This is a genomic window from Ensifer sp. ENS07 (genome assembly GCF_014852185.1).
Classification (GTDB): Bacteria; Pseudomonadota; Alphaproteobacteria; order Rhizobiales; family Rhizobiaceae; genus Ensifer; species Ensifer adhaerens.
Genome location: NZ_JACVBE010000014.1, coordinates 136952 through 160668, shown reverse-complemented (window position 1 = coordinate 160668; position 23717 = coordinate 136952). Strand labels below are relative to the sequence as shown.

Here is a 23717-nt window from a genome sequence, read left to right as displayed (position 1 = left end):
CGCTCATTTCTGACGCTTGTTCGCACCGATGAGCGCGTCGAGCATGGCGACTTCCTCCTCGGTCAAGTCTTTCAGCGGTGCACGCACCGGACCGGCATCAAAACCCTGCAGCCGCACGCCGGCCTTGATCGCCGACACCGCATAGCCCTTGGCGCGGTTGCGGATGGCCATGAACGGATAGAAGAAGTCGTTGAGGATGCGCTCGCAGGTGGCGCGCTCGCCGGCGCGAAGGGCGGCATAGAACTCATTGGCAAGGCCCGGCACGAAGTTGAAGACGGCCGAGGAATAGGTGGTGAAGCCGGCACCGAGATAGGCCTCGGCAAACAGTTCCGCCGTCGGCATGCCGCCGAGATACATCAGCCGGTCGCCCATCTTGGCGGTGACCTGGCGCACCAGCCCGATGTCGCCGGTGCCATCCTTGAAGCCGATCAGGTTCGGGCATTCGTCGCACAGCCTTGCGAGCGTATCGGCCTGCAGCACCGCGTTGTCGCGATTATAGACCATGACGCCGATGCCGACCGACTGGCAGATCTTCTTCACATGGGCATAAAGCCCTTCCTGCGGCGCATCGATCAGATAGTGCGGCAGAAGCAGGATGCCGTCGGCACCGACGCGCTCGACCGAACGGGCGATGGCGACCGCCATCTCCGTGCCATAGCCGCAGCCCGATACGATCGCCGTGTCGCCGGAAACGTCCTTGGCCGCCCTGACGATGCCGGGGATCTCGTCCGGCTTCAGCGAAAAGAACTCGCCGGTGCCACCGGCCGCAAACAGAACCGGGGCCTTGTAGCCGGCCAGCCACTCGACATGCGCCCGATAGCTGTCCGGCGCAAACCGACCCTCCGCATCGAAATGCGTCACCGGGAACGAAAGCAGGCCCGATCCAAGCGCGGCCTTGATCTGCTCAGGGTTCATAACGTTGATTTCCTCTATGGTTGATAGCCCCAGATAATCGGGATATCACACCAATGTCAATAGTCATCATACAACTCATCATACAAGTTATTTTAGCGCGCCAGCCAACCGCCATCGACATTCAACACCGCACCATGGATGTAGTTCGCAGCCGCCGAAGACAGAAACACGGTCGCACCCGCAATGTCTTCGGAGCGCCCCCAGCGGCCCGCCGGAATCCGCTCGAGTATTGCCTTGCTACGTTCAGGATCTGCCCTTAAAGCCTCGGTGTTGTTGGTCTCGATATAGCCGGGCGCAACCGAATTGACGTTGATGCCTTTTGACGCCCATTCGTTGGCGAGAAGCTTCGTGACGCCCACAACGCCATGCTTGGCGGCGGTGTAGGACGGTACGCGAATTCCGCCCTGGAAGGAAAGCAGCGACGCGATGTTGACCACCTTGCCGGACATGCCCTTCGCAAGCAGCTCCTTGGCAAAAGCCTGGGTCGTGAAGAACAGTGCCTTGAGGTTGACATCCATGACTGCATCCCAATCAGCTTCGGAAAAATCAACCGCGTCAGCGCGACGGATGATTCCGGCGTTGTTGACGAGAATGTCGAATCCCGCACCGGCAAATACTCCGGTTGCCGCCATCGGATTGGCGAAATCAAGCGCCAGTGCAGTCGCCCTTCCCCCGGCCTTGTCGATGAGCGCAAGGGTCTCGTCGGGCGCCCTGCGCGCGGCGCAGACAACCTCAGCGCCCGCCTGAGCCAGGCCAACCGCGATCGCTTGGCCAAGACCAGTATTCGCCCCTGTGACGAGAGCCTTATGTCCTTCAAGAGAAAAGAGGTTTTTCATCGCAGATCCGCCGGTTGAATGAAATCCATATCCGTGTAATCGACGTTGTCGCCGGCCATCGCCCAGATGAAGGTATAAGAGCCGATGCCCGCGCCCGAGTGGATCGACCATGGCGGCGAGATCGCGCCTTCCTCGTTGGCGATAAACAGATGCCTCGTCTGCTGTGGCTCACCCATCAGATGGAGCACGCGAGATTTTTCGTCCATACCGAAATAGAGATAGGCCTCCATGCGGCGATCATGCACGTGAGAGGGGATCGTGTTCCAAACGGAGCCGTCTTCGAGCGTTGTGTAGCCGAGCACGAGCTGGCAGCTTTCCATCACGAGCGGGTGGATGAACTGATTGATGGTCCGCTTGTTGGAGGTTTCCATCGCGCCAAGCTTGACCTCCTTGCTTTCACCGAGTGTCACAAGCCGCGCCGGCAGGCTGCGGTGCGCCGGGCAGGAGACGATGTAGAAACGTCCGCGTCCGGCAAACGTCACCGCACCAGAACCGGCCCCGAGATAGAGCACATCGCCGCGGTTGAGCGCGTATATCTCATCACCGGCTGTCACCGTACCGGCCTCACCGATGTTCACGATACCCATTTCGCGCCGGTCAAGGAAGGACGGCGTCTTCGTTTCCTCGACCCGATCGAGCGTCAGCGCAGCACCGTTAGGAACGGCACCTCCCATAACGAAGCGATCGTAGTGCGTGTAGACGAGCCGGATCTCACCGGGGCGGAACATATCCTGCGCCAGGAAATGCTTACGCAAGCCTTCTGTATCGAGCGCTCGCGCATAGTCCGGATTAACGGCCTGCCTTGTTTCGACGGTCAGCATTCGGTCCTCCTTTGAGGTATTGCGAACAAGAGATAATACATGTAAGTCCGTATTGTATGATAACGTGTTCAAGGTCAAGACCCGAATGAAACGCCTCCTGATCACGGGCGCGGCTGGCGCGCTTGGCCGCGCCTTGCGACCGCGACTGGCGTTGCTTGCCGAAACAATCCGTCTTGCCGACATCGCACCGGCTGATGTCACCGGCCCCAACGAGGAATGGATGCACTGCGATCTCGCCGAACCATGGGCCGTCGACGCGATGGTGGCGGGCTGCGACGGTATCGTGCATCTGGGCGGGATTTCCGTCGAACGCCCGTTCGACGAGGTTGTCACCGGCAACATCGTCGGCCTCTACAATCTCTACGAGGCCGCGCGCGCCCATGGCTTGCCCCGCATCATCTTTGCAAGTTCAAACCACACGATCGGCTACTATCCGCAGACTGATCGACTTGGGCCCGATGCACCGTTTCGCCCCGACGGGCTCTATGGTGTGTCCAAATGCTTCGGTGAATCGCTCGCCCGCCTGTACTTCGACAAGTTCGGACAGGAGACAGCACTGGTGCGCATCGGCTCCTGTACAACTGAGCCGATGGACCATCGGATGCTGTCGACCTGGTTTTCTCATGGCGATTTCGCATCGCTGATCGAAGCAGCTTTCCGCTCCCCAGTGCTTGGTTGCCCGGTCATTTGGGGCGTTTCAGCAAACGACAGCTGCTGGTGGGACAATTCGCATCTGGCTTGGCTCGGCTGGAGGGCGAAAGACAACGCCGAGGCCTGGCGCGAGAAAATCGAAACGAACGTGGCTAAACCAACCCTCGACAAATCAATGGCGCGCTTTCAAGGCGGTGCCTTTACCGACAATCCTATCTTCAAGGAGTGACAATGACCTTCACCCCTCACGGCAAACACCTGGTTGCGGGCGAGTGGATCGCGACCGAGCAGACATTCAGCAGCGAACCGGCCCATGGCGCCGCGTTTGACTTTTCCGTCGGCACGCCGGATCTGGTCGACAGGGCCGCAAAATCGGCCGAGGATGCCTTCTGGTCTTATGGCCATTCAAGCCGGAAAGAGCGCGCGGCTTTTCTAGAAACGATTGCCGATGAGATAGAAAGCCGCGGGGCGGCCATTACCGAGATCGGCAGTGCAGAAACCGGTCTGCCGCCCGCCCGGCTAGAAGGAGAACGTGGACGCACCACCGGCCAGCTCCGACTATTTGCAGCCCATCTCGGAAAGGGCGACTATCTCGACAGACGCCACGATGAAGCGCTGCCGGACAGAAAGCCCCTGCCGCGCCCCGACATCCGACTGCTTCAGCGACCTGTCGGTCCGGTTGCGGTGTTCGGTGCCTCCAATTTTCCGCTGGCTTTCTCGACAATGGGCGGCGATACCGCGTCGGCCCTTGCCGCCGGGTGCCCGGTCATCGTGAAGGGCCATTCAGCCCATCCTGGGACGAGCGAAGTGGTTGCCGAGGCTGCCCACGCAGCGATCAGGAAGCAAGGGCTTCACCCCGGCGTATTCTCACTCATCCAGGGCGGTCGCCGGGACGTCGGCACTGGCCTCGTTACACATCCCCTCATCAAGGCCGTCGGCTTTACCGGCTCGCTTGCGGGTGGCCGCGCGCTTTTCGACCTATGTGCGAAGCGCCCGGAACCAATCCCCTTCTTCGGCGAACTGGGTTCGGTCAACCCGATGTTCATCCTGCCCGAAGCCGGCAAGGTCCGCTGCGAGGAAATCGCCAAGGGTTGGGCAAGCTCGTTGACGATGGGCGCCGGACAATTCTGCACCAATCCAGGCATTGCCGTGATCGCAGCAGGCGAGGCGCCAGCGTTTGCGGAAAGCGTGCGTGCGGCGCTTTCGCAGATCGGCGCACAAGTGATGTTGACGGATGGAATTGCCAAAGCGTATCGCGATGGGCGCAATCGCATCGCCTCAGGCAGCGGCGTTCGCGACGTCTTTACATCCAGCTGCGATCGGCGCAACGTCACACCCAATCTCTTCCTCGTCTCTGCACGGGACTGGCTCGCCAACCATACGCTTTCAGAAGAAGTCTTCGGCCCGCTCGGCCTCATCGTCACGGCCGAAAGCATTGAAGAACTGGTCGTCGTCGCCCAGAGTTTCGATGGCCAGCTGACTGCAACTCTTCATCTCAACGACGGAGACACCGATCTTGCACGCCAACTTATGCCGATCCTGGAGCGCAAGGCCGGCCGTCTTCTCGTGAACGGATTTCCCACGGGCGTGGAAGTCTGCGACGCCATGGTTCATGGCGGGCCCTATCCAGCCTCTACGAATTTCGGCGCGACCTCGGTCGGAACTATGGCGATCCGCAGGTTTCTGAGGCCCGTATCCTATCAGAATGTACCTGACGGGCTTTTGCCTGCTGATTTGCTATCGGATTGAGGAGCGATTGCCTCGTCCGCCATCTTTGGCGTATCCAGAGATGAAGCGGCAGGTGCCGCCACATCCTGGAACCGGGCAACCACATGACGATAGCGACTGCTTCCGATACGAACGCCCCGCAGCCCAGGACCCTGGTGGCAAAGGTTACCGACGTTCTGCGCTCCCATATCGCCGAGGGCCGCTACCGGCCCGGCGACCGCCTGCCATCAGAGGCGCAACTGACCAAGGAATTTAACGTCAGCCGCACTGTCGTAAGAGAAGCGATTGCAGCACTGCGTTCCGACGGATTGGTCGAGGCACGACATGGCGTCGGCGTTTTCGTGCTGGAGCCTGCCCCGGCCGCAAGAAATTCGTTTCACAACGTCGATCTCGCCCGCGTCTCATCATTGATCGAGATGCTGGAAATCAGAACCGCAGTCGAAGGCGATGCGGCCGGGTTGGCCGCACTTCGCCGCTCCCCGGGACAGGAAGGCAAAATTATCGAAGCGTTCGAAGCATTTCGCATCCGCGCCGAAAGTGGTGAGCCGACCGCCGAAACCGATTTTGCTTTTCATCTCGCTATTGCCGAAGCGACGAACAATCCAAGGTTTGCCGAGTTTCTCCATGTGCTCGGGCCGGCTGTCATCCCGCGCCGTGCGGTCGCCCGCGAGGGAGAGGAAGCCGCCCTTCCCTCCGTCGAGATGCGCCGGCTTCTCGATGAACACGAGGCGATACTCGACGCGGTCCAAAGCGGGGATGAGGAACAGGCTCGCGCGGCCATGCGCGATCACCTGAAGAACAGCCAGACACGATATCGCTCCATGCTGCGAACCTTGCGCTAGCACTGGTTGAGAGAGCCGCACTTGCATTCGAACAGATTACGACTAACATGCCAGACAGGTTTGAGCATGTTGGGACGAAAATGGAAGCCGTAAACACTATGGAGCGTGGCACGTCGCTTGCGGCAAAAATCAGCGCCGCGCTGCGTCGCGATCTGGCGGAAGGCGTGTTTCGCCCCGGCGACCGGCTTCCGAGCGAAAGCGCTCTGACGCGCGAGTATTCCGTCAGCCGTACAGTCGTAAGGGAAGCGATTGCCATCCTTCGCGCCGACGGGCTGGTCGAAGCGCGCAAGGGCGCCGGCATATTTGCCCTTGAGACAAAGCCGGAAAAGGAGCAGCCTTTCAAGGATTTGAAGACCGAGCGGATTTCGTCGGTCATAGAGCTTCTTGAACTTCGGACGGTTTTCGAGGTGGAATCGGCAGGGCTGGCGGCCGCGCGCCGTTCACCCGCCCAGATCGAAACCATCCTTGAGGCCCATCATCGTGTTGGCGAGTGCCTGGCAACTGGCAATCCTACGCGCGATGCGGATTTCGAGCTTCACCTGGCGATTGCGGAAGCCACGCAAAACCGGCGTTTTCCGGAGTTTCTCCAACTGATCCGTACTGGCATCATTCCGCGCGGCGAGTTGCAGGGATCTGCGCCGGGGTCGCGCCCGAAGGACTACAACCTCCATCTTCAGGAAGAGCATGGCCAGATCGTTGAGGCAATCATCGAAGGCAATGCTGAAGCGGCGCGCGAGCGCATGCGCGCCCACTTGCGGGGAAGCCTTGATCGGTACAACGCGCTCTTGCGTTCCCGCACCATGAGCCCCGACGCAATTTTATAGACGCGCAGAGTTGTCATACAGGCAAAAGGACATGTATGGTGATGTTGTCATACATCATCTATGAGGTCCGCATGTCTCTTCCTACTTTCCCCACGATTTCGACCGATACCGGCGTCACCCGCCAGGTGCTTTCAGATTCGCCTGAGCTCATGGTCGTCTCCTTTCGCTTCGAAAACGGTGCAAAAGGCAAGCTCCACCGCCACCCGCACGTGCAATCGACCTATGTGGCGCGCGGCAAATTCCGCTTCTTTCGCAATGGCCAGACCTATGAATTGAAGGCTGGCGACAGCCTCGTAATCCCCGGAAACACGGAACATGGCTGCGAATGCCTGGAGGCAGGAGAGCTCATCGACTGCTTCACGCCCCGCAGAGATGACTTCCTCTCCGTCAGCTCTGCTTGACACTCGACATAACCTGTGACAGGTTCAGTGAAAGTTGTCATACAGGATTGGAGCCTGTAACGCCTCACCGCAGGCGACTGACAAATGGAGGAACCATGTCAATTCGTCGCCTACGCTTCCACGGCGTGGCCGGGCAGGTCGGGACCATTGCGGTCACGTTGCTCGGCCTTCTGCTCCTGACGTTCTTCATCGGCCGCCTTATGCCTGCCGATCCGGTCCGCGCGATCGTCGGGGAGGACGCAACCCGCGAGACCTACGAACAGGTCTATCGTTCGCTCGGGCTTGATCGACCTCTTTGGGAACAATTCGCCTACTATCTTGGAGACGTTTTCACCGGCAACTTCGGAACCTCCATCCGCACGGGCCAGCCGGTCATTCAGGATATCCTGCACGTGATGCCGGCAACGATCGAGCTTGCGACCTTCGCAATCCTCATCGGAGCCGGCCTCGGCGTTCCGCTCGGAGTGCTTGCTGCCGTCAACAAGGACCGCTGGCCCGACCATGTCGTGCGCGTCTTCAGCCTGTTCGGGCACTCCATGCCGATCTTCTGGACCGGCATGATCGCGCTTATCGTCTTTTATGCTTATCTCGGCCTCGTCGGCGGCAGCGGACGCATGGACCAGTTCTATATTGGCCTTGTCGAGGAGCGGACCGGATTCCTGCTGATCGATAGCCTGATCGCCGGCGAAATGGATGTGTTTTGGTCGGCCGTCAACCACATCATCCTGCCGGCGTCGCTGCTTGGCTACTCCTCGTCCGCCTATATCACGCGCATGACCCGCAGCTTCATGCTGGATCAGCTCGGTCAGGAATATGTCACGACGGCGCGCGTCAAAGGCCTTTCTCGCAGCCAGACGATCTGGCAGCACGCCTTCATCAACATTCGGGTGCAACTGGTCACCATCATTGCGCTTGCCTATGGCTCGCTGCTCGAAGGCGCTGTGCTGATCGAGACGGTCTTCGCGTGGCCGGGCTTTGGCCAATATCTCACCAATAACCTCATTACCGGCGACATGAACGCCGTCATGACCTGCGTCCTGATCGTCGGGATCATCTTTATCGCCCTCAATCTTCTGTCCGACGTTCTCTATCGCATCTTCGACCCGAGGACACGCTGATGACCACCCAAGCTGAAACTGCGTTCCGCTTGCCGGCTCCGCTTTACGCACTCAAGAACATCGTGCGCTTCCTGTTGAAGAGCCCAACCTCGACCTTCGGTCTTGCGGTCCTGGTGCTGCTCGTCCTTGTCGCAACCTTCGCGCCGCTGATTGCCACCCATGACCCCTATGCCCAGAACCTCGCAAACACGCTGCAGGCGCCTGGAAATGGACATCTGTTCGGCACCGACGAGCTTGGTCGTGACATCTTCAGCCGCCTGGTCTGGGGCTCGCGTATCACGCTTACGATTATCTTCCTCGTCTCGATTGTCGTTGGCCCAATCGGGCTCGTCATCGGCACGACTGCCGGCTATCTCGGCGGGAAGGTCGATACCGTGATGATGCGGATCACGGACATCTTTCTCTCCTTCCCGAGCCTCATTCTTTCGCTCGCCTTCGTTGCAGCGCTGGGTCCAAGCCTGAACAACGCCATTATCGCGATTGCGCTGACCTCTTGGCCACCGATCGCACGCCTCGCGCGCGCAGAGGCAATGACCTTTCGCAAGGCGGACTACATCTCGGCAGCCAGGCTCCAGGGCGCATCGGCCACACGCATCATCGTCAAGTCGATCATGCCCATGTGCCTGCCCTCGGTGCTCATTCGCCTGACACTGAACATGGCGACCGTTATCCTGACGGCTGCCGGTCTCGGTTTTCTGGGGCTCGGCGCCCAACCTCCGCTGCCGGAATGGGGCGCGATGATTGCGACAGGCCGCAAGTACATGCTGGACAGCTGGTGGCTCGTCACCTTCCCGGGTGTCGCCATTCTTTCGGTCAGTCTCGCTTTCAACCTTCTCGGCGACGGGCTGCGCGATGCGCTCGATCCGAAGCAGATGAACCGGAGGTAGACCGATGAGCCAAGACATTCTTCAGGTCGAAAACCTCCGCATCCGCTATGGCGGCGCAGCGACCGATGCCGTGCGCGGCGTGTCCTTCACCCTCGGCCGCGAACGCCTTGGCATCGTTGGCGAGTCCGGTTCCGGCAAATCGACTGTCGGACGGGCCTTGCTGCGACTTCTGCCGGGCGCCACGATTACCGCCGACACGCTGCGCTTTGCCGAGCTTGATCTGACAGCCCTTTCGGAAAAGGAACTGCTCAAGGTTCGCGGCCGGCGCATGTCCATGATCCTTCAGGATCCGAAATTTTCTTTGAACCCTATTCGCCGGGTCGGTGACCAGGTGGCGGAAACCTATCTGCGGCATTTCAATTGCACCAAGGCGGAGGCGCGTGAAAAGGCGCTCGCCATGCTGTCGGCAGTCAAGATCCGCGACCCGGAGCGCGTTTATGACCAGTATCCGCACGAGATATCCGGCGGCATGGGGCAGCGCGTGATGATTGCCATGATGCTGCTTGCTGATCCCGAGCTCGTCATCGCCGACGAACCGACCTCGGCACTCGACGTCACGGTGCGACTTCAGGTGTTGAACATTCTCGATGGGCTGGTGCGGGATCGCGGCATCGGGCTCATCATGATCAGTCACGATTTGAACCTTGTACGCAATTTCTGCGATCGCGTACTCATCATGTATGCCGGCCGTATCGTTGAAACGCTGGCCGCCCGCGATCTCGACAAGGCCCAACATCCCTACACGCGTGGCCTGCTGGCAGCTCAGCCGCGGATCGGCGGCCCACGCGCACCGCTCCGCGTGCTCGATCGCCGTCCCGAATGGCTGGAGGAGAAAGCCTGATGTCTGTCTCTATCGAAGTTCGCGATGTCTCTATCACCTTCGGTAGCGGTCCCACCGCGGTCAAGGTGTTGCCAACCGTCACCTTCTCCGTGGCGCCGGGCGAATGCTTCGGCCTCGTCGGCGAAAGCGGATCAGGCAAGTCCACGGTCCTGCGTTGCATCTCTATGCTGACCGACATCTGGACCGGCGACGTACTGATCGGCGGCAGGTCGGTGCGTGACATGCCGCTGATTGAGCGTTGCCGCACGCTGCAGATGGTCTTCCAGGATCCCTACGGTTCGCTGCATCCACGCCAATCGGTTCGCACGGTGCTGAACGAGCCTCTCGTCATCCACAAGCTCGGCGACCGGGAGGAGCGCATACGCAAGGCAATCACGGATGTGGGGCTGCCGGTCTCCTTTCTCGATCGCTTCCCCCACCAGCTCTCGGGCGGCCAGCGCCAGCGTGTTGCGATCGCGCGGGCGCTGATCCTCGAACCTTCCCTGCTGCTCCTCGACGAGCCGACGTCGGCGCTCGATGTTTCGGTGCAGGCGGAAATCCTGAACCTGCTTCAGCGTCTGCGTGAGGAGCGCGGCTTCACCTACATCATGGTGACGCACGATCTGGCCGTCGTGGACCACATGTGCGACCGTTTCGCGGTCATGTTGCGCGGAGAAATCACCGAAGTGCTGCCGCGCGAGGCGATCCCCGGCAACCAGGCAACCCACGCCTACGCGCGTGAGCTGATCGGCGCCTCGCTGGAGTACGAAGGCTCGCACTGAGCAAGCCGCATCTCCTCCCAAAAGAAGACACCTCCTCCCCAACTCGCCCGGTCCTGTGCCGGGCTTTTCCTTGCCTGATGGCCCCGGTTGAGGACTATCGGGTGTCTGAGCTTGCCAATGATCCCGGGAGCACGCCTGCGACCTTTTCGGCGAGTGCAGCCCGGGCATGTGAACCTGGCCGCGGCACGCTTGCCAATCGCTGCCCCTCCCCAGACGTACCGGTGATGAAGGTCTTCGCGAGGCGAGGGCGATGGGTGGGTAACCACGCAAATCCGCACAGATGAGGAATACTTCGGCTTCAAGCGAGAGAACCGAGCGATGGCAGCCACGGGGACGTTGCCGATTTCGTTCGGCAACGCGTTGGCGCCCGGCCGACGGCACTTTTCAATGCAAAAAGAAGGCGCATGGTCACATGCGCCTTCTTTCCTTCATTTTATTAATTCCTGGAGCCGATCACCGCTCCTTGGTGACACCTTCGAAGCGCGAGAGCCAGGGGCTGACGATCATCCCTTTCACGTCGCTGCGGTACGCGGCCGTGTCGACCACTTCCGAGAAGGGTTGGATCGACATGACGACCTCGTCCATGTACTGCTGCACGCCCTCGTAGAGCTTGGCCTGCTTGGCCTGGTCGCGCTCAACCAGGGCCTCTTCGATCATCTTGTTCAGCTTCTCGTCATGGAAGCTGGTGCGCCAGCTCTGATAATTGGTGAGCTTGGCGTCGTCCGAATTGTCGGGATTGTAGGCGATGGAGCGCAAGTTGTTGTCGGGATGCGGCTGCTGACCACCACCGCCGCGGCCGAGGAGCAGCTCGAAGTTCCGCTCACGCATCGCGCCGTAGATCTGGTCGCCCGAACCGCTGATGAGCTCCGCCTGGATGCCGGCCTGGGCAAGCGTGTTCTGGATGGCCGTCGCAGCCTTCATGAAAGGATCTTCAGACAGCACACGCAACGTCGTCTTAAAGCCGTCCGGGTAGCCTGCCTCGGCAAGCAGCGCCTTTGCCTTGGCCACATCCAGTTTGTAGCCTTCGTCCGGCAGCGCGCCGAGGACGCCTGTCGACAAGGGCCGCTGATGCAGCTTGCCGTAGTAGGGCATGACAGCCTTGTCGAGACCCTCGTAATCGATCAGGTAGCGCAGTGCTTCGCGCACTTTCTTGTTGGCGAAGCGCTCATCCTTCATCGAGACGCTGAGGTAGTAAAAACCCGAGCCTGGTGTCGATGCGATGGCGATCGCCTCATCGGCCTCGAGCGACTTCAGGTCCGGCGCCTGCAAGGAATAGGCAACGTCAATGTCGCCTTTTTCCAGAAGCAGCCGCTGCGACTGCGATTCCGGCAGATGGCGCATCAGCACCCGCTTCATTGCGGCCTTTTCACCCCAGTAGTCGTCGTTGCGCGTGAGGATGATGTACTCGTTCGATTTCCACTGCGTGAGCGTGAATGGGCCGGAACCGGCGGAGTTCAGGGTCAGCCAGGCGGCGCCAAGATCGCCGTCCTTCTCGTTTTCGAGAACCGTCTTGCTGTCGAAGATGGAGCCAGGTCCGTTCTGCGCAAGGATCATCAGCAGCAGGTTCGGGTCGTCGGGTTTCGGAAGATTGATAACGAAGGTGTGGTCGTCTTCGGCGACGAAGGCTTTGTCGGCTTCTTCGAGCGTGAAGCCCCTTGTTTTCAGGAAAGAAGACTGCGCGAGATTACGCGCAAGCAGGCGCTTCAGGCTCCAGGCAACATCCTGAGCCGTGACGGGATTGCCCGACGCAAATTTCGCATCGCTACGCAGGTGAAAACGAATTGAATTGCGATCGGCGGAGACCTCCCAGCGCTCGGCAAGGCGTGGCTGGACACTGCGGTCCTTCGGCGAAAGGATGACCAGCGTATCGTAGATGTTGTTGAGGACCTGTACGGTCTCGCGGCCAGTGATGGCAGCGGGATCGAGCGTCAGGATGTTGCTCATTGTCGTTGCGACGACGAGTTGATCTTCCGGAGTTTCGGCGAACACGCCGTGTGGCGTTGAAGCGATGAGAAGCGCGCCGAACGCGACCGTTGCTAGAAAGCGTTTCATGTTTCCTCCTATTGCGGCCGCCCATGCGGGAGTTCGGCCTTCCGGTTACAAGTTCTGCCCCACCTGTTCCTCCACAGGCACCAGGACAGATCAGCCAAGAATTTCGGCAACGGGTGCTGCGAGCGCCCGGCCAATCGCCGCCGTGGCAGCGGCTTCCAGATGGACCCCATCGACCCGCGAGGCGTGTGCGACAGAGCCGGCATCAAAGAAGGCGTGTCCAAGTTCATCTGCGAGCTTGCGGTAGAGCGGAGAAAGCCGCTCTGATTCAGCAATGCTGCGTCCCGCCGCTGGCACCCCGCCCGGACCGGCGCAACAGGGTGGAGGGGCGACGATCAGCATTTTTGGCCTCGCACCACTTGGCTTGTAGGGAAAAGTGTCGATGATTTGCGCCAACCGGCGCACGCCGGAGACCGCTCCCTCCGCCCGCCCGCCATGCACGGGCTTGATGTCATTTGTACCGAGCATCACGATGATGAGGTCGAGCGGCATGTGGCTTGCGAGCGCCACTTGCAGCGCCTTGGCCCCATTGCGGCACGCCGGTCCACCATGGTCGTCATAGCAGGTTGTGCGGCCACCAAGTCCTTCGGGAATGACCTTTGCCGCACCGTTGAGTTCACGCGAGAGCACCTCGGGCCAGCGGCCTTCAGGCGGATGGCGTAGCCCGGTCTGCGGATCCGCTCCCCACGTCAGGCTGTCTCCAAAAGCGAGAATGGTTTTCATGAAAGATACCCCGCTTCTCACCGCACGCGGTTGTTCTCGATGAACTCGAAGTTGATATCCTCGCCGAGCCCCGGCCGAGCTGGGACATGGACATAGCCCTCGCGATCCATTGGATCGGACAATGACTTTAGGTAGTCGTGCCCGTCGTCGTATTCGAGGAACGGGTGAAGCAGCCCGCGTTCGTACCAGCGGCAATTCTTCGTCGCCGCGACGACATGCAAGTTCATCGCCGTATTGCCGTGTACCTCGCACTCCATCCCGAAGGCCTCGGCAAGATGCATCGTTTTTAATGCCGGCGTGATGCCGCCCACGTCATTCACCCCGGTCCGCAAGATGTCGCAGGCGCCCGCCTTGATCCATTCGGCACGGTGCCAATGCTTGCCGCCAGCGCTTTCCGGACCAACGACGGGGATATCGAGATTGTCGGCCAGCCACTTGTAGGAAGACAGCGACTGCTCATCCATCGGCTCTTCGATCCAATCGAAGCCGAGCTTTTCCAGTCCCCGCCCCAACTCGAGCGCATCCGTGCGCGAGTACCAATGAAAGGCGTCGATCATCAGGCGGATATTCGGTCCGACGGCTTCGCGCACGGCCGCACAGGCCTTGATGTCCATTTTCACATCCGGCGCCCAGCTGACAGGCGGCATCCAGGTGTGCAACTTGATGCCCTTATAGCCGCGCTTGACGAGAGCTTCGGCAAAGCGACCATAGTCTTCAGGTGTTGCGAGCCCCCCTTCCAGTTCGTCGCCGCACATGATGGAACCGTAGGCCAACACCTTATCGCGATAGCCGCCCACCAACTTGTATACAGGTTGCTTCAAACTCCGCCCGGCGAGGTCCCAAAGGGCGCAGTCGACCACCGCGAGCGTGCGATCCGTCAACTGCGCGGCCGATCCGCGTTGCCAATGGGCAAGGTCCTGCCAAAGCCGCTCGCGATCTCGGTGGTCCTGGCCAATCAGGACTTTCTTGACGAATTTGTCGATGACATGCGACCGCACGATTTCCGGCGCCGTGAAGGAATGCCCCTCATGGCCGTCCTCCGTGCGAACAGTCAGCATAGCTTGCTCTACCTGGTGCGGCGGGCCTGGATGCGCGTGACCGGCGCTGTCCGAATGGCGGCGCGTGGTCGTGCGGAAAACCCGCACTTCGACGTCAGTGATGATCATTGGTCCTCCGGCATGTGAAAGGCGCGGCCTGGCCACACCAACTTGTCTAGGGCTAGATTAGACAGATATCAATCAACCTGTCAAACCTGTATGACATGTTTTTAGAATATACCTGATAAGAACCCGGCCACACTGTGATTTCGCATAGATCGGGACGCAAGCCATGATGCGAGCGGAGCGACAACTTCGTGCTTTGGCAAGGCGAGCGACCGGCCAACGTGTGAGATCAACATTGACGTGCCGAACGAGGGGAACATGCGCAACAGCAACGGAAACGACCGTCTACTTGCGGGCCGGGTAGGTTTCCAGTCAGCCCCCGAGGATCCAGACGTGAAATTGCCCTCGATTGGAAATCGCGCTGGCTTGTAGCAACGCTCGGCAGACCCGTCCTGATCCGGGTTTCTTCGCGGTTACGCACCGCTGAGCAGGGCTTCTGGTAGAAATCGAAGGCTGTGTCCCCGGCAGCGCCACAGTGGGGGACCCCATTCCTTCACGACACGCTTTGGAAGCACAAATGCGGCGGCGAGACTGCCCTATCCTTTTTGACTGCGGCCGCTACCAACGAAGGGCTATCGAAACCACTCCCCGTCCGCACGATGTAGGTCTGATCCTTCGCATACCTTCGCCATCACCTCAGCGGACAGCCTTGCAAAGATGACCTTGAACGAAGCAGATCCTCGCCGAAAATACGCTGTCCGCTATCCGGACGGACTGACATCACAAGAAGCAATCGCCCTGCTCGAGCAGGCATGCGCCGACGTCGCCCCGAACCTAACACTGAGCGAAATGAGTGACGGAGCCACGGTCGAGGGCGAACCCTGGCACGTTCTGTCGGTCTGCTTGGCGCTGCCGCTGTTCGAGTTGACTGAGATACTCTAGCCGCCCTCGCCAGCTATGCGCCTTTGCCCAGCCCCCCAACGGCCGTGAAGTCCGCGTCAAAGGACCAGACGTCTACCGGGGAGCGTTTCCCGATCTGTGCTACTCGCCGGTGCTGGAAAGCAATTCGTCGAGCTGATCCAACTGCTCGGGCAATGCGGCCGCCCCGCTCTGCAGTGCTTCCTCAAGCGCTTCCTTGGACGGATAGACTTCGTGGAAAGTCAGCAACGTTCTGCCGCCCTCGTCCTTAAAGGTCACGGTCGTGATTGCGCCCTCTTCGCCCTCATCGTTGGTCCAGACGATGCGCTCGTTCGGCACCACCTCAAGATACTTGCCATAAAAGGCCATGGTGTCCGAACCGCCGGCGCCGAATTCCAGCCGATACCTGCCGCCCGTACGCACGTCCATCTGGCACGATACGAGCGAAACGCCAGGTGCCGATTTTGGCACCCACCAGCGCTGGAACAGCTCGGGCTGGCTCCACGCCCTGTAGACCATGCTCGGCGGCGCATTGAATGTCCGCGTTACGACGAGTTCGCGGTCCCCTTTGCGCTCGACTGACGTGCGGTTCTGCGCGCCAGCGGCTTTGTTGACTTGCTCATTCATCGCTTACCTCCCGTTTCAGTTCGCTGATGATCTCGTCCAGTGCTTCGAAGCGGGCCTCGAAGAGTTTGCGATGCGCCTCGATCCACTCGGCCTCCGCCTCAAGGCCACGTTTCCCAAGCTTGCAGGTTCTTACCCGTCCGACCTTCTGCGTGACGACGAGCCCCGCCCGTTCGAGAACCTGGACGTGCTTCTTCATGCCGGTCAGTGTCATCTGGAACTTGTCCGCCAGACTGGTGATCGACGCGTCCCCTTGCCCAAGTAGATCGATGATCCCGCGACGGGTCGCATCGGACAGCGCCGCGAACGAGAGATCGAGAGGGGCATTATAATACTGAACCATGTAGTTCAGTATTTAACTTGCTTCCGAAGGAAACGCAAGCTGCGCGGCGGGGGACGCTTTCACTTCTTTTTAACCACGAATCGTGAAACTGCGCCGATCCGGAGGCATGATGCCGACGTTCGTCTAGGGTAAAAGTGCATGCGTAACCCGCAAGATCAGAAGCTCACTTCCGGCGCGACCAATTCGGAACCCGGCTACCTCGTCACCCGCCGTGCCCTGCTTTCGAACCTCGGCGTCATGACCCTGCTTGGTGCCTCCGGCTGCTCGCAGTCCCTCGAACTCCCATCGTTCGAGCCGTCCAGTCGGATGTCGACTGCGGGCGTTGACTATATGTCGACCGGGGCAATCCCACCGATCAGTGTCGACAGCAACATCACCGACAACAGCACGATGTATGCCTCGCTGACCGACAATGGCTTCGTCATCCCGGCAATCCCATTCCAGAAAGTCAAACCGGAATTCCGTCGTCAGATCGTTCGCGACCCTACCGGCGAGGCGCCGGGCACGATCGTGGTGAGGCTTAGCGAGCGGCATCTCTATTGGGTGCAGGAAGGTGGAGAAGCGGTCCGCTACGGTGTCGGCATCGGCAAGGCCGGCTTCGAGTGGAGCGGGCGGGCAGAGATCCAGTATACGAAGGTGTGGCCGACCTGGACGCCGCCCAAAGAGATGATTGCGCGCAAGCCGGAGCTGGTGAAATGGACGGGCGGCCAGCCGGGTGGCCTCGACAACCCCCTCGGAGCCCGGGCACACTATATCTTCAAAGACGGCCAAGACACCGGCTATCGCGTGCATGGCTCACCGGAGTGGTGGACCATCGGCACACAGGCATCTTCCGGTTGCGTACGCATGATCAACCAGGACGTTGTCGATCTCTACAACCGGGTCAAGGCGTCGCCGACCAAAGTCCCGATTGTCGTCGCATAAGAGGGCGCTTCGAGCCCATTTCTAACGGTCACGCGGGATGCCAAACACCCGGGCCGATGCGGATGCGGATAAAGCCGCCGCCACCGCGGCCGAAATCGAGCGGCAAGGTGAAAGCCAGCAATTGACGGCCCGAGCAGCCGTGGAGACGGGGCAAGAAGTAGAGCCCCTACTAGCAGGCGGCATGATCCCCCAAATTCTGGGCCGCCACTTCAAGAAACGCGGCTGAAGCAGCGCCCACCACGGTGTCGGAGAGCATCGAAGCGACCCGACGCATTCTCGCAACCGGGCGCCTCGCTGGTCAGTAGTACGGCGACACACATTCCTGGCGCGGCCCATAATAGGGTTGGAAGGAGTTGTCGTAGGCACGGTATGAACGATAGCGGTCATAGCACCGTTCGACATGCGACGACGGCGCGTTGGAATAGACCCGCCGAGGCGGTGAGGCGATCGCGCCACCGATGATCACTCCTGTCCCGAATGCGGCCAGGGGATACCACCATCCATCACTGTGACGACGGTACCCGTCGCGGCGGTACCGGTAACCCTCATAGCCATTGTAGTAGCCGTAGCGTGGAGCCGCATTGTAACGGTTGCCGCCGTAACGGTAGACGTCGTAGCCGCGCTTGTGCGGAGGTCCGCCGTAATGACCTGGCTTATGATGGATCAAATCGACCGGCTGGGAAGTCGTCTGCCCAGCGGAAACAGAGAACATCGGCGCCGCCTGCGCCGACACCGCCGATAGCGCCGTACCGGCGGCCAAGAGTACTGCACCTATTTTCTTCATAATTTCCCACCTACAGCGTCAAAGTGATCGGTATTCGACCCCTAACGGGCCAAACGGGCTCGGCACCATGCAGGTGCCACCGATCATCAACAGATCGAATCCCTTCGACGAACTTAGTCAACGCGAGAGGTTCTGCCATAGGACCTCAGTCCGATGGCAGCCGGCAAAGGTCTTATGTGCTCGGCAAGCGCAGCGGTTCGCACCAAAAGAAGAAGGCGCATGTTTTATTCCGGAGCGGCCTCGGCCCGCCGTCGAGGAGCATTTAGCGATCAGCAGACGGCCGTCGCTCAGTGTCTAAAAAAGAAGAGTGGCGGGAGGCGCTAAATTGGTCCCCCGCGACCGCAAGTTACGGACGATTTCTCATTCAGCGATTGCAGAGACCTCGCGCAGCCACTCGATGAACAGCCGTCCGCTTTCCTTTTTCGGTCTTCTCGCCGGCACCACGACAAAATATGCCGCCCTGGTGCGAATGGAGGCTTCGGTAAGGCGGACCAAACGAGTTTGCCGAATAAGGTCGGAGACAAGGCGATTCCAACCGAGCGCAATGCCTTGCCCGTTCATCGCCGCATAAATGGCTTCCGTATAGAAGCTGCATCGCAGGCCGCGGGCGCGTTTCGGCGCCTTTACGGAAAATGCTGCAAGCCATTCATCCCAGCCCGTCCATGTCGGGTCATCAATATCGCTCGTAATCAGCGGATGATTGATGAGGTCTCCCGGCGTGCGGATCGGATCCGCCGTGGCCAGATAATCTGCACTGCAAATCGGGAAAACCTCGTCCTCGAACAAGAACTCCGCCTGGCCGTCCGGCCAGGTGCCGGTCCCATAGCGGATCGCCAGGTCCACATCGCTAGCCTCGATGCTCGTTCGGGCATCTTGTGTGATGATGCGAAGCTTGATTTCGGGATAGGCTCGAGAAAAGGCAGCGATCCTTGGCAGCAGCCAGAAATGTGAAAAGGAGATGGTCGCTGCAATTGCCAGCTCGTCATCTGCTCCCTCCGACCGAAGATCCGCAACGGTGTCGGCAATAAGATTGAACGCGTCGCCGGCCGCTGCGGAAAGCAGCCGGCCTTTATCAGTCAGTTCGATCTTGCGATGAAGCCGCCGAAACAAGGGGAACCCAAAGTCCTCTTCGAGCAAATGGATCTGTCTGCTTATAGCCGCCTGCGTCACGCCGAGTTCCGTCGCGGCCCGTGTGAAGCTCGACAATCGAGCCGCTGCCTCAAAGGCCGTCAGCGCGGTGAGCGGCGGTAGTTTCTTCCTCAGGTTGACCATCTTGGATCCATTACATTTGGTAATGTGAAACGCGCATATTTGTGCCGTTGAGCGACTGCCGCGCCTGAGCGATCCTCTTTGTGGAGCCCGTCGAGCTTCCGATCGGAACATAAGGTGGAATTATGCTGCAGACATTTGCTTCTCCCATATCATCGCTGCTTGATGCAAGAGCGGAGGGCCATTCGCTTCCCGCCGGTCTCTACACGCGAGAGGATGTCTTCGAGGCGGATCTGGAGGTCTTTTTCCGCCGGCACTGGATCTGCATTGGGCTTGAATGCGATGTACCGGAGCCGGGCGATGCAACCGTCGTCGATATTGGCAAGACCAGCCTCATCCTCCTGCGCGACGATGACGGCGGGATCCGCGTCATGCACAATGTCTGCCGCCACCGAGGCGCCCGACTGCTCGATCCAGGCAAGACGATCGTTTCGAAGCTTGTCTGTCCCTACCACACCTGGACCTATGAGCTTTCCGGTGATCTGAGCTATGCGCCCCATATGGGCAAGAGCTTCGACAAGGAATGCCGCAGCCTCAAGCCCGTGATCTTCAAGTCGGTTGGCGGCCTTGTTTATGTCTGCCTTTCGAACGATCCGCCCGAAGATATTGAGCGTCTCGTCGGGGTCATGGCAGAACGACTTGCTCCCTACGATATCGCCAACGCCAAGGTCGCGTATGAATCCGATGTCATCGAACAAGGCAACTGGAAGCTCACGATCGAGAACAACCGTGAATGCTACCACTGTTCCGCCAACCATCCCGAGCTCTGCGTCTCCTTCGTCGACCTCGATTTCGGCTTCGATCCGGACGCTTTGAGCCCGGAAGATCGCGCCCAGGCGGAGAAGCATTTTTCGCTCTATGAGGAGCGCACCAGGCGGTGGGAGGCAGATGGCTACCCCTCCGCGGCGGTCGAGCAACTGGTGGACTGCACCACCAACTTTCGGACGCAACGGCTGATCATTTCGGGGGCGGGCGAATCCCAGACGCCCGACGCGACCGCTGCATCGGCAAAGCTGCTCGGCACGATGTCGCGCAAGGATCTCGGCGACATGCATCTCTGGGGTCACAACAGCTGGAACCACTTCATGGGCGACCACGCCGTCGTTTCGATCGTCATCCCGCTCTCGGCCGACAAGACGCTCGTGCGGACGAAATGGCTTGTGCACAAGGATGCCGTCGAGGGGGTCGACTACGAACTCGAAAAACTCACCAACGTCTGGATCGCCACAACCGAGCAGGACGCCGAACTGGTCGCCCGCTCCCATGCCGGCGTCGAAGATCCCGCTTACGTGCCGGGTCCCTACTCGCCCTTCTCCGAAACAAACCTCGACAAATTCGCGTCGTGGTACATCGACCGGATGCGCGCCCATGGATACTAAGAGCAACTTTTCTCCCGCCGGGCGTCTCGAGCCGAGCGATATCTGGAGCCGCGACGCGGACGAGGACCTGGTCTGCATCGATGTCCATCAGGAAACACACGACGTGAAGACCTTTACCTTTGCGTCCACCGAAGGCAAACGTTTTGCCTTCGAAGCCGGTCAGTATTTCCTGTTCGACCTCGATATCGAGGGCGAGCCGGAAAGCCGCTGCTACAGCATCTCGTCCTCGTCGAAGCGCAGCAATGCGTTCTCGGTGACCGTCAAGCGCGTCGCCGACGGCAAGATCTCGAACTGGCTTCACGATCGGCTCACGGTCAACGCCAAGGTCAAGGCGAACGGTCCTCTCGGCCAGTTCATTCGCCCGAACGGTCGGAAGTACCTTTTTCTGTCGGGAGGGTCGGGGATCACACCGGTCATGGCGATGGTTCGCGAATTGGCCGATACATGCGAGCCTGTCGACGTCGTCTTCATGCACGCGGCGCGAACCCCGAAGGACCTCATCTTCCGCGACGAACTCGCGTCACTCGCCAACCGGATGAAGGGCCTGCGCTTGCAGTTTCTGCCGGAAGTCGTTACCGGCGAAACCAACTGGCATGGCCTGACGGGACGCATATCTGGTGCTTACTTGCAGCTTGCTGTTCCCGATATCGCCGAACGCATTGTCATGTGCTGCGGCCCTGCGCCGTTCATGGCGGCCGCGCGCACGATCGCTGCCGAACTCGGCGTTCCGCAATCCAACTACATCGAGGAGAGCTTCGATGCGGTGATTGACACCCCGGATATTCCTATCGTCGATCAGCCGGCGACCCGAACGTTCCAGGTCGAGTTCTCCAAACAGGGCCGCAAGATCGAAATCGGGGGCGAGCAGACCGTGCTTTCCTGCGCAAAGAAAGCGGGCGTAAAACTCGCCTCATCGTGTTCGAACGGCGTCTGCGGCACGTGCAAGTCCAAGCTCGTATCGGGTTCGGTCGAGATGAACCACAATGGCGGGATAAGGCAACGAGAGATCGATGCGGGGCTTTTCCTTCCTTGCTGTTCGAAGCCGCTCAGTGATCTCGTCGTCGATCGCTAGGCTTGGCCTAGCGATCGACATAGCGGACAGTCAGCGGTCTGACTATTAGGCAGGAAGCGCGCCGCTCTTCTTGGCCGCCCAGGTGGCGAGAACGTCCATCAGGACTGGGTTGAGACAGTCATAGGGTTCGAGGCCCAGTTCGCGCAGCCGCGCGCGCATGCTGTCCATTTTTGCCGGATCGTAGCCGCTCTCGATGATCGACGAGACGAAGGCGGCAAAACCCGGTTTTGCCCAGCCTGCCTCCTGGAAGCGCTCAGGATGAACGAAGGAAAGCCCCTTGAACGCGTGGTCACGCTCGACCGGGCCGTACATGTGTACGCCGCAATCCTTGCACGCATGGCGCTGGATCAGCGCCGCCGGGTCCACGACCGCAAGCTTGTTGCCGTTTTCCAGCACCTCGACGTTGGCCGTCGGTGCGACGGCAACGACCGAAAACACCGCACCTTCGGGTTTCCAGCACTTTGTGCAGCCGCAAGCATGGTTGTGGGCGATATCACCCTTGACGCGCACTTTCACGGGATTGCTCGCGCAGTTGCAGACCAGCGTGCCGCCGGAAAAGGCAGCGTCCGTCGCCTTGAACCCGCTGTCGAGGGATGGATGGATCGCAATGCTTGGCATGGGCTTCTCCTCCTTCTGGCCGGCGCACAATGCCCGGCTGCTTGTTGGCGCCGCCGGCTAGATCACGCTGCGGCGCAAAAAGTGCATTTGCAGTCTGGAAACGGTCCTCAACCCGCGCTCAGTATAACACCACGCTGCGAATGCTCTCGCCCGAATGCATCAGTTCGAAACCCTTGTTGATGTCTTCGAGCGGCATCGTGTGGGTGATCATCGGGTCGATCTCGATCTTGCCTTCCATGTACCAGTCGACGATCTTCGGCACGTCGGTGCGGCCGCGCGCGCCGCCAAAGGCGGTGCCCATCCAGCTGCGGCCGGTGACGAGCTGGAACGGCCGGGTGGAAATCTCCTGGCCGGCGCCGGCAACGCCGATGACCACCGACTTGCCCCAGCCGCGATGCGAGGCCTCGAGCGCCTGGCGCATGACCTTGGTGTTGCCGGTGCAGTCGAAGGTGTAGTCGGCGCCGCCGATCTGGTCGGCTCCGCGCTTGGTCATGTTGACGAGGTAAGGCACGATGTCGTCGCCGACCTCCTTCGGGTTGACGAAGTGGGTCATGCCGAAGCGCTCGCCCCAGGCCTTCTTGTCGTTGTTGAGGTCGACACCGATGATCATGTCGGCACCGGCAAGGCGCAGGCCCTGGATGACGTTGAGGCCGATGCCGCCGAGACCGAAGACGATCGCAGTCGCACCCATTTCCACCTGTGCCGTGTTGATGACGGCGCCGATGCCGGTCGTCACGCCGCAGCCGATGTAGCAGATCTTGTCGAAGGGGGCGTCCGGGTTGACCTTGGCAACCGCGATCTCCGGCAGCACCGTGTAGTTGGCGAAGGTCGAGCAGCCCATGTAGTGGTGGATCTTGTCCTTGCCGATCGAGAAGCGCGAGGTGCCGTCGGGCATCAGGCCTTGGCCTTGTGTCGAGCGGATCGCGGTGCACAGATTGGTCTTGCGCGACAGACACGACGGGCAGGAGCGGCACTCGGGCGTGTAGAGCGGGATGACGTGGTCGCCCTTCTTCACCGAGGTCACGCCCGGGCCGACGTCGACGACGATGCCGGCGCCTTCATGGCCGAGGATCGCCGGGAACAGGCCTTCCGGATCGGCGCCCGACAGGGTGAAATCGTCGGTGTGGCAGATGCCTGTGGCCTTGACCTCGATCAGCACTTCGCCGGCCAGCGGGCCTTCGAGCTGAACCGTCATGACCTCGAGCGGCTTGCCTGCCTGAACGGCAACGGCGGCGCGTACATCCACTGTGGTATCCTTTTCGTTGATGCTTCAATCGCGTGGAAGG

Annotated in this window: 26 protein-coding genes; 14 read left to right on the top strand and 12 right to left on the bottom strand. The window is 60.3% G+C overall.

Annotation, left to right across the window (positions count from 1 at the left end; translation table 11 throughout):
• Window positions 1-3: 3 nt before the first annotated feature.
• The 3 genes from kdgD to kduI all read right to left on the bottom strand — a co-directional run bounded on the left by kdgD (window position 4) and on the right by kduI (window position 2572).
• Entirely contained in the window at window positions 4-915 is a 912-nt protein-coding gene (gene kdgD, locus IB277_RS30595) for a 5-dehydro-4-deoxyglucarate dehydratase (RefSeq protein WP_192372450.1), read from the bottom strand.
• Window positions 916-1007: 92 nt separating this feature from the next.
• Entirely contained in the window at window positions 1008-1751 is a 744-nt protein-coding gene (kduD, locus tag IB277_RS30590) for a 2-dehydro-3-deoxy-D-gluconate 5-dehydrogenase KduD (protein ID WP_192372490.1), read from the bottom strand.
• Window positions 1748-2572, bottom strand: coding sequence for a 5-dehydro-4-deoxy-D-glucuronate isomerase (kduI, locus tag IB277_RS30585; RefSeq protein ID WP_060529546.1), 825 nt, complete (start codon window positions 2570-2572; stop codon window positions 1748-1750). The genes kduD and kduI overlap by 4 nt, the downstream gene beginning before the upstream one ends.
• A gap of 85 nt (window positions 2573-2657) precedes the next feature.
• Here kduI and IB277_RS30580 point away from each other — a divergent pair, with 85 nt between their 5' ends.
• The 9 genes from IB277_RS30580 to IB277_RS30540 all read left to right on the top strand — a co-directional run bounded on the left by IB277_RS30580 (window position 2658) and on the right by IB277_RS30540 (window position 10625).
• Entirely contained in the window at window positions 2658-3452 is a 795-nt protein-coding gene (locus IB277_RS30580) for an NAD(P)-dependent oxidoreductase (protein ID WP_060585989.1), read from the top strand.
• A gap of 2 nt (window positions 3453-3454) precedes the next feature.
• Window positions 3455-4972 carry an aldehyde dehydrogenase (NADP(+)) gene (locus tag IB277_RS30575; protein ID WP_060585968.1) on the top strand — a complete coding sequence of 506 codons (1518 nt, stop codon included), beginning with the start codon at window positions 3455-3457 and terminating at the stop codon, window positions 4970-4972.
• 83 nt (window positions 4973-5055) lie between these two features.
• On the top strand, window positions 5056-5793 hold the full coding sequence (locus IB277_RS30570) for a FadR/GntR family transcriptional regulator (RefSeq protein ID WP_060516792.1): 738 nt from the start codon (window positions 5056-5058) through the stop codon (window positions 5791-5793).
• A gap of 80 nt (window positions 5794-5873) precedes the next feature.
• Complete coding sequence (locus IB277_RS30565) at window positions 5874-6617, top strand: FadR/GntR family transcriptional regulator (RefSeq protein ID WP_060585969.1); 744 nt, start codon at window positions 5874-5876, stop codon at window positions 6615-6617.
• Window positions 6618-6688: 71 nt separating this feature from the next.
• Complete coding sequence (locus IB277_RS30560; protein ID WP_034801959.1) at window positions 6689-7018, top strand: cupin domain-containing protein; 330 nt, start codon at window positions 6689-6691, stop codon at window positions 7016-7018.
• A 95-nt stretch (window positions 7019-7113) separates the two neighbouring features.
• Window positions 7114-8136, top strand: a complete 1023-nt coding sequence (locus IB277_RS30555) for an ABC transporter permease (RefSeq protein ID WP_043619645.1) — start codon at window positions 7114-7116, stop codon at window positions 8134-8136.
• The gene (locus IB277_RS30550; RefSeq protein WP_034801886.1) at window positions 8136-9023 is read left to right on the top strand and encodes an ABC transporter permease; all 888 of its coding nucleotides are present in this window, start codon (window positions 8136-8138) and stop codon (window positions 9021-9023) included. Before IB277_RS30555 ends, IB277_RS30550 begins: the two co-directional genes overlap by 1 nt.
• A gap of 4 nt (window positions 9024-9027) precedes the next feature.
• Window positions 9028-9864 carry an ABC transporter ATP-binding protein gene (locus IB277_RS30545; RefSeq protein WP_034801888.1) on the top strand — a complete coding sequence of 279 codons (837 nt, stop codon included), beginning with the start codon at window positions 9028-9030 and terminating at the stop codon, window positions 9862-9864.
• Entirely contained in the window at window positions 9864-10625 is a 762-nt protein-coding gene (locus IB277_RS30540) for an ABC transporter ATP-binding protein (protein ID WP_034801890.1), read from the top strand. Before IB277_RS30545 ends, IB277_RS30540 begins: the two co-directional genes overlap by 1 nt.
• Window positions 10626-11078: 453 nt before the next feature.
• Here the strand turns inward: IB277_RS30540 and IB277_RS30535 are convergent, their stop codons facing one another.
• The 3 genes from IB277_RS30535 to IB277_RS30525 form a co-directional block, all read right to left on the bottom strand.
• Entirely contained in the window at window positions 11079-12677 is a 1599-nt protein-coding gene (locus tag IB277_RS30535; RefSeq protein WP_060585975.1) for an ABC transporter substrate-binding protein, read from the bottom strand.
• A 90-nt stretch (window positions 12678-12767) separates the two neighbouring features.
• The gene (locus IB277_RS30530) at window positions 12768-13397 is read right to left on the bottom strand and encodes an SGNH/GDSL hydrolase family protein (RefSeq protein WP_034801894.1); all 630 of its coding nucleotides are present in this window, start codon (window positions 13395-13397) and stop codon (window positions 12768-12770) included.
• A 17-nt stretch (window positions 13398-13414) separates the two neighbouring features.
• A complete protein-coding gene (locus IB277_RS30525; RefSeq protein ID WP_060516797.1) occupies window positions 13415-14563 on the bottom strand; it encodes a mandelate racemase family protein in 1149 nt (382 codons plus the stop codon).
• A gap of 654 nt (window positions 14564-15217) precedes the next feature.
• Between IB277_RS30525 and IB277_RS30520 the strand changes: the two genes are divergently transcribed.
• The gene (locus tag IB277_RS30520) at window positions 15218-15442 is read left to right on the top strand and encodes a hypothetical protein (protein WP_034801898.1); all 225 of its coding nucleotides are present in this window, start codon (window positions 15218-15220) and stop codon (window positions 15440-15442) included.
• A 99-nt stretch (window positions 15443-15541) separates the two neighbouring features.
• On the opposite strand, the gene IB277_RS30515 is transcribed toward IB277_RS30520, so the two are convergent.
• Together IB277_RS30515 and IB277_RS30510 are read right to left on the bottom strand one after the other, a co-directional pair.
• Window positions 15542-16045 carry an SRPBCC family protein gene (locus IB277_RS30515; RefSeq protein ID WP_060644509.1) on the bottom strand — a complete coding sequence of 168 codons (504 nt, stop codon included), beginning with the start codon at window positions 16043-16045 and terminating at the stop codon, window positions 15542-15544.
• Window positions 16038-16385: a helix-turn-helix transcriptional regulator gene (locus IB277_RS30510; protein ID WP_060529540.1), complete on the bottom strand. Its 348-nt coding sequence runs from the start codon at window positions 16383-16385 to the stop codon at window positions 16038-16040. The genes IB277_RS30515 and IB277_RS30510 overlap by 8 nt, the downstream gene beginning before the upstream one ends.
• A 138-nt stretch (window positions 16386-16523) precedes the next feature.
• Between IB277_RS30510 and IB277_RS30505 the strand changes: the two genes are divergently transcribed.
• Together IB277_RS30505 and IB277_RS30500 are read left to right on the top strand one after the other, a co-directional pair.
• On the top strand, window positions 16524-17309 hold the full coding sequence (locus tag IB277_RS30505; RefSeq protein WP_060585979.1) for a L,D-transpeptidase: 786 nt from the start codon (window positions 16524-16526) through the stop codon (window positions 17307-17309).
• A gap of 37 nt (window positions 17310-17346) precedes the next feature.
• Window positions 17347-17535, top strand: coding sequence for a hypothetical protein (locus tag IB277_RS30500; RefSeq protein WP_060516808.1), 189 nt, complete (start codon window positions 17347-17349; stop codon window positions 17533-17535).
• A 72-nt stretch (window positions 17536-17607) separates the two neighbouring features.
• On the opposite strand, the gene IB277_RS30495 is transcribed toward IB277_RS30500, so the two are convergent.
• Together IB277_RS30495 and IB277_RS30490 are read right to left on the bottom strand one after the other, a co-directional pair.
• The gene (locus IB277_RS30495) at window positions 17608-18093 is read right to left on the bottom strand and encodes a BA14K family protein (protein ID WP_192372449.1); all 486 of its coding nucleotides are present in this window, start codon (window positions 18091-18093) and stop codon (window positions 17608-17610) included.
• A 360-nt stretch (window positions 18094-18453) separates the two neighbouring features.
• Window positions 18454-19365, bottom strand: a complete 912-nt coding sequence (locus tag IB277_RS30490; RefSeq protein WP_060585982.1) for a LysR substrate-binding domain-containing protein — start codon at window positions 19363-19365, stop codon at window positions 18454-18456.
• Window positions 19366-19487: 122 nt separating this feature from the next.
• Here IB277_RS30490 and IB277_RS30485 point away from each other — a divergent pair, with 122 nt between their 5' ends.
• The gene (locus IB277_RS30485; RefSeq protein WP_192372447.1) at window positions 19488-20741 is read left to right on the top strand and encodes an SRPBCC family protein; all 1254 of its coding nucleotides are present in this window, start codon (window positions 19488-19490) and stop codon (window positions 20739-20741) included.
• Window positions 20731-21813 carry a hybrid-cluster NAD(P)-dependent oxidoreductase gene (locus tag IB277_RS30480; protein WP_192372445.1) on the top strand — a complete coding sequence of 361 codons (1083 nt, stop codon included), beginning with the start codon at window positions 20731-20733 and terminating at the stop codon, window positions 21811-21813. Before IB277_RS30485 ends, IB277_RS30480 begins: the two co-directional genes overlap by 11 nt.
• A gap of 45 nt (window positions 21814-21858) precedes the next feature.
• Here IB277_RS30480 and gfa read toward each other — a convergent pair whose 3' ends face one another.
• Both gfa and IB277_RS30470 read right to left on the bottom strand, forming a co-directional pair.
• On the bottom strand, window positions 21859-22431 hold the full coding sequence (gene gfa / locus IB277_RS30475; protein ID WP_060585987.1) for an S-(hydroxymethyl)glutathione synthase: 573 nt from the start codon (window positions 22429-22431) through the stop codon (window positions 21859-21861).
• A gap of 118 nt (window positions 22432-22549) precedes the next feature.
• Complete coding sequence (locus IB277_RS30470; protein ID WP_192372443.1) at window positions 22550-23677, bottom strand: S-(hydroxymethyl)glutathione dehydrogenase/class III alcohol dehydrogenase; 1128 nt, start codon at window positions 23675-23677, stop codon at window positions 22550-22552.
• Window positions 23678-23717: the final 40 nt, after the last annotated feature.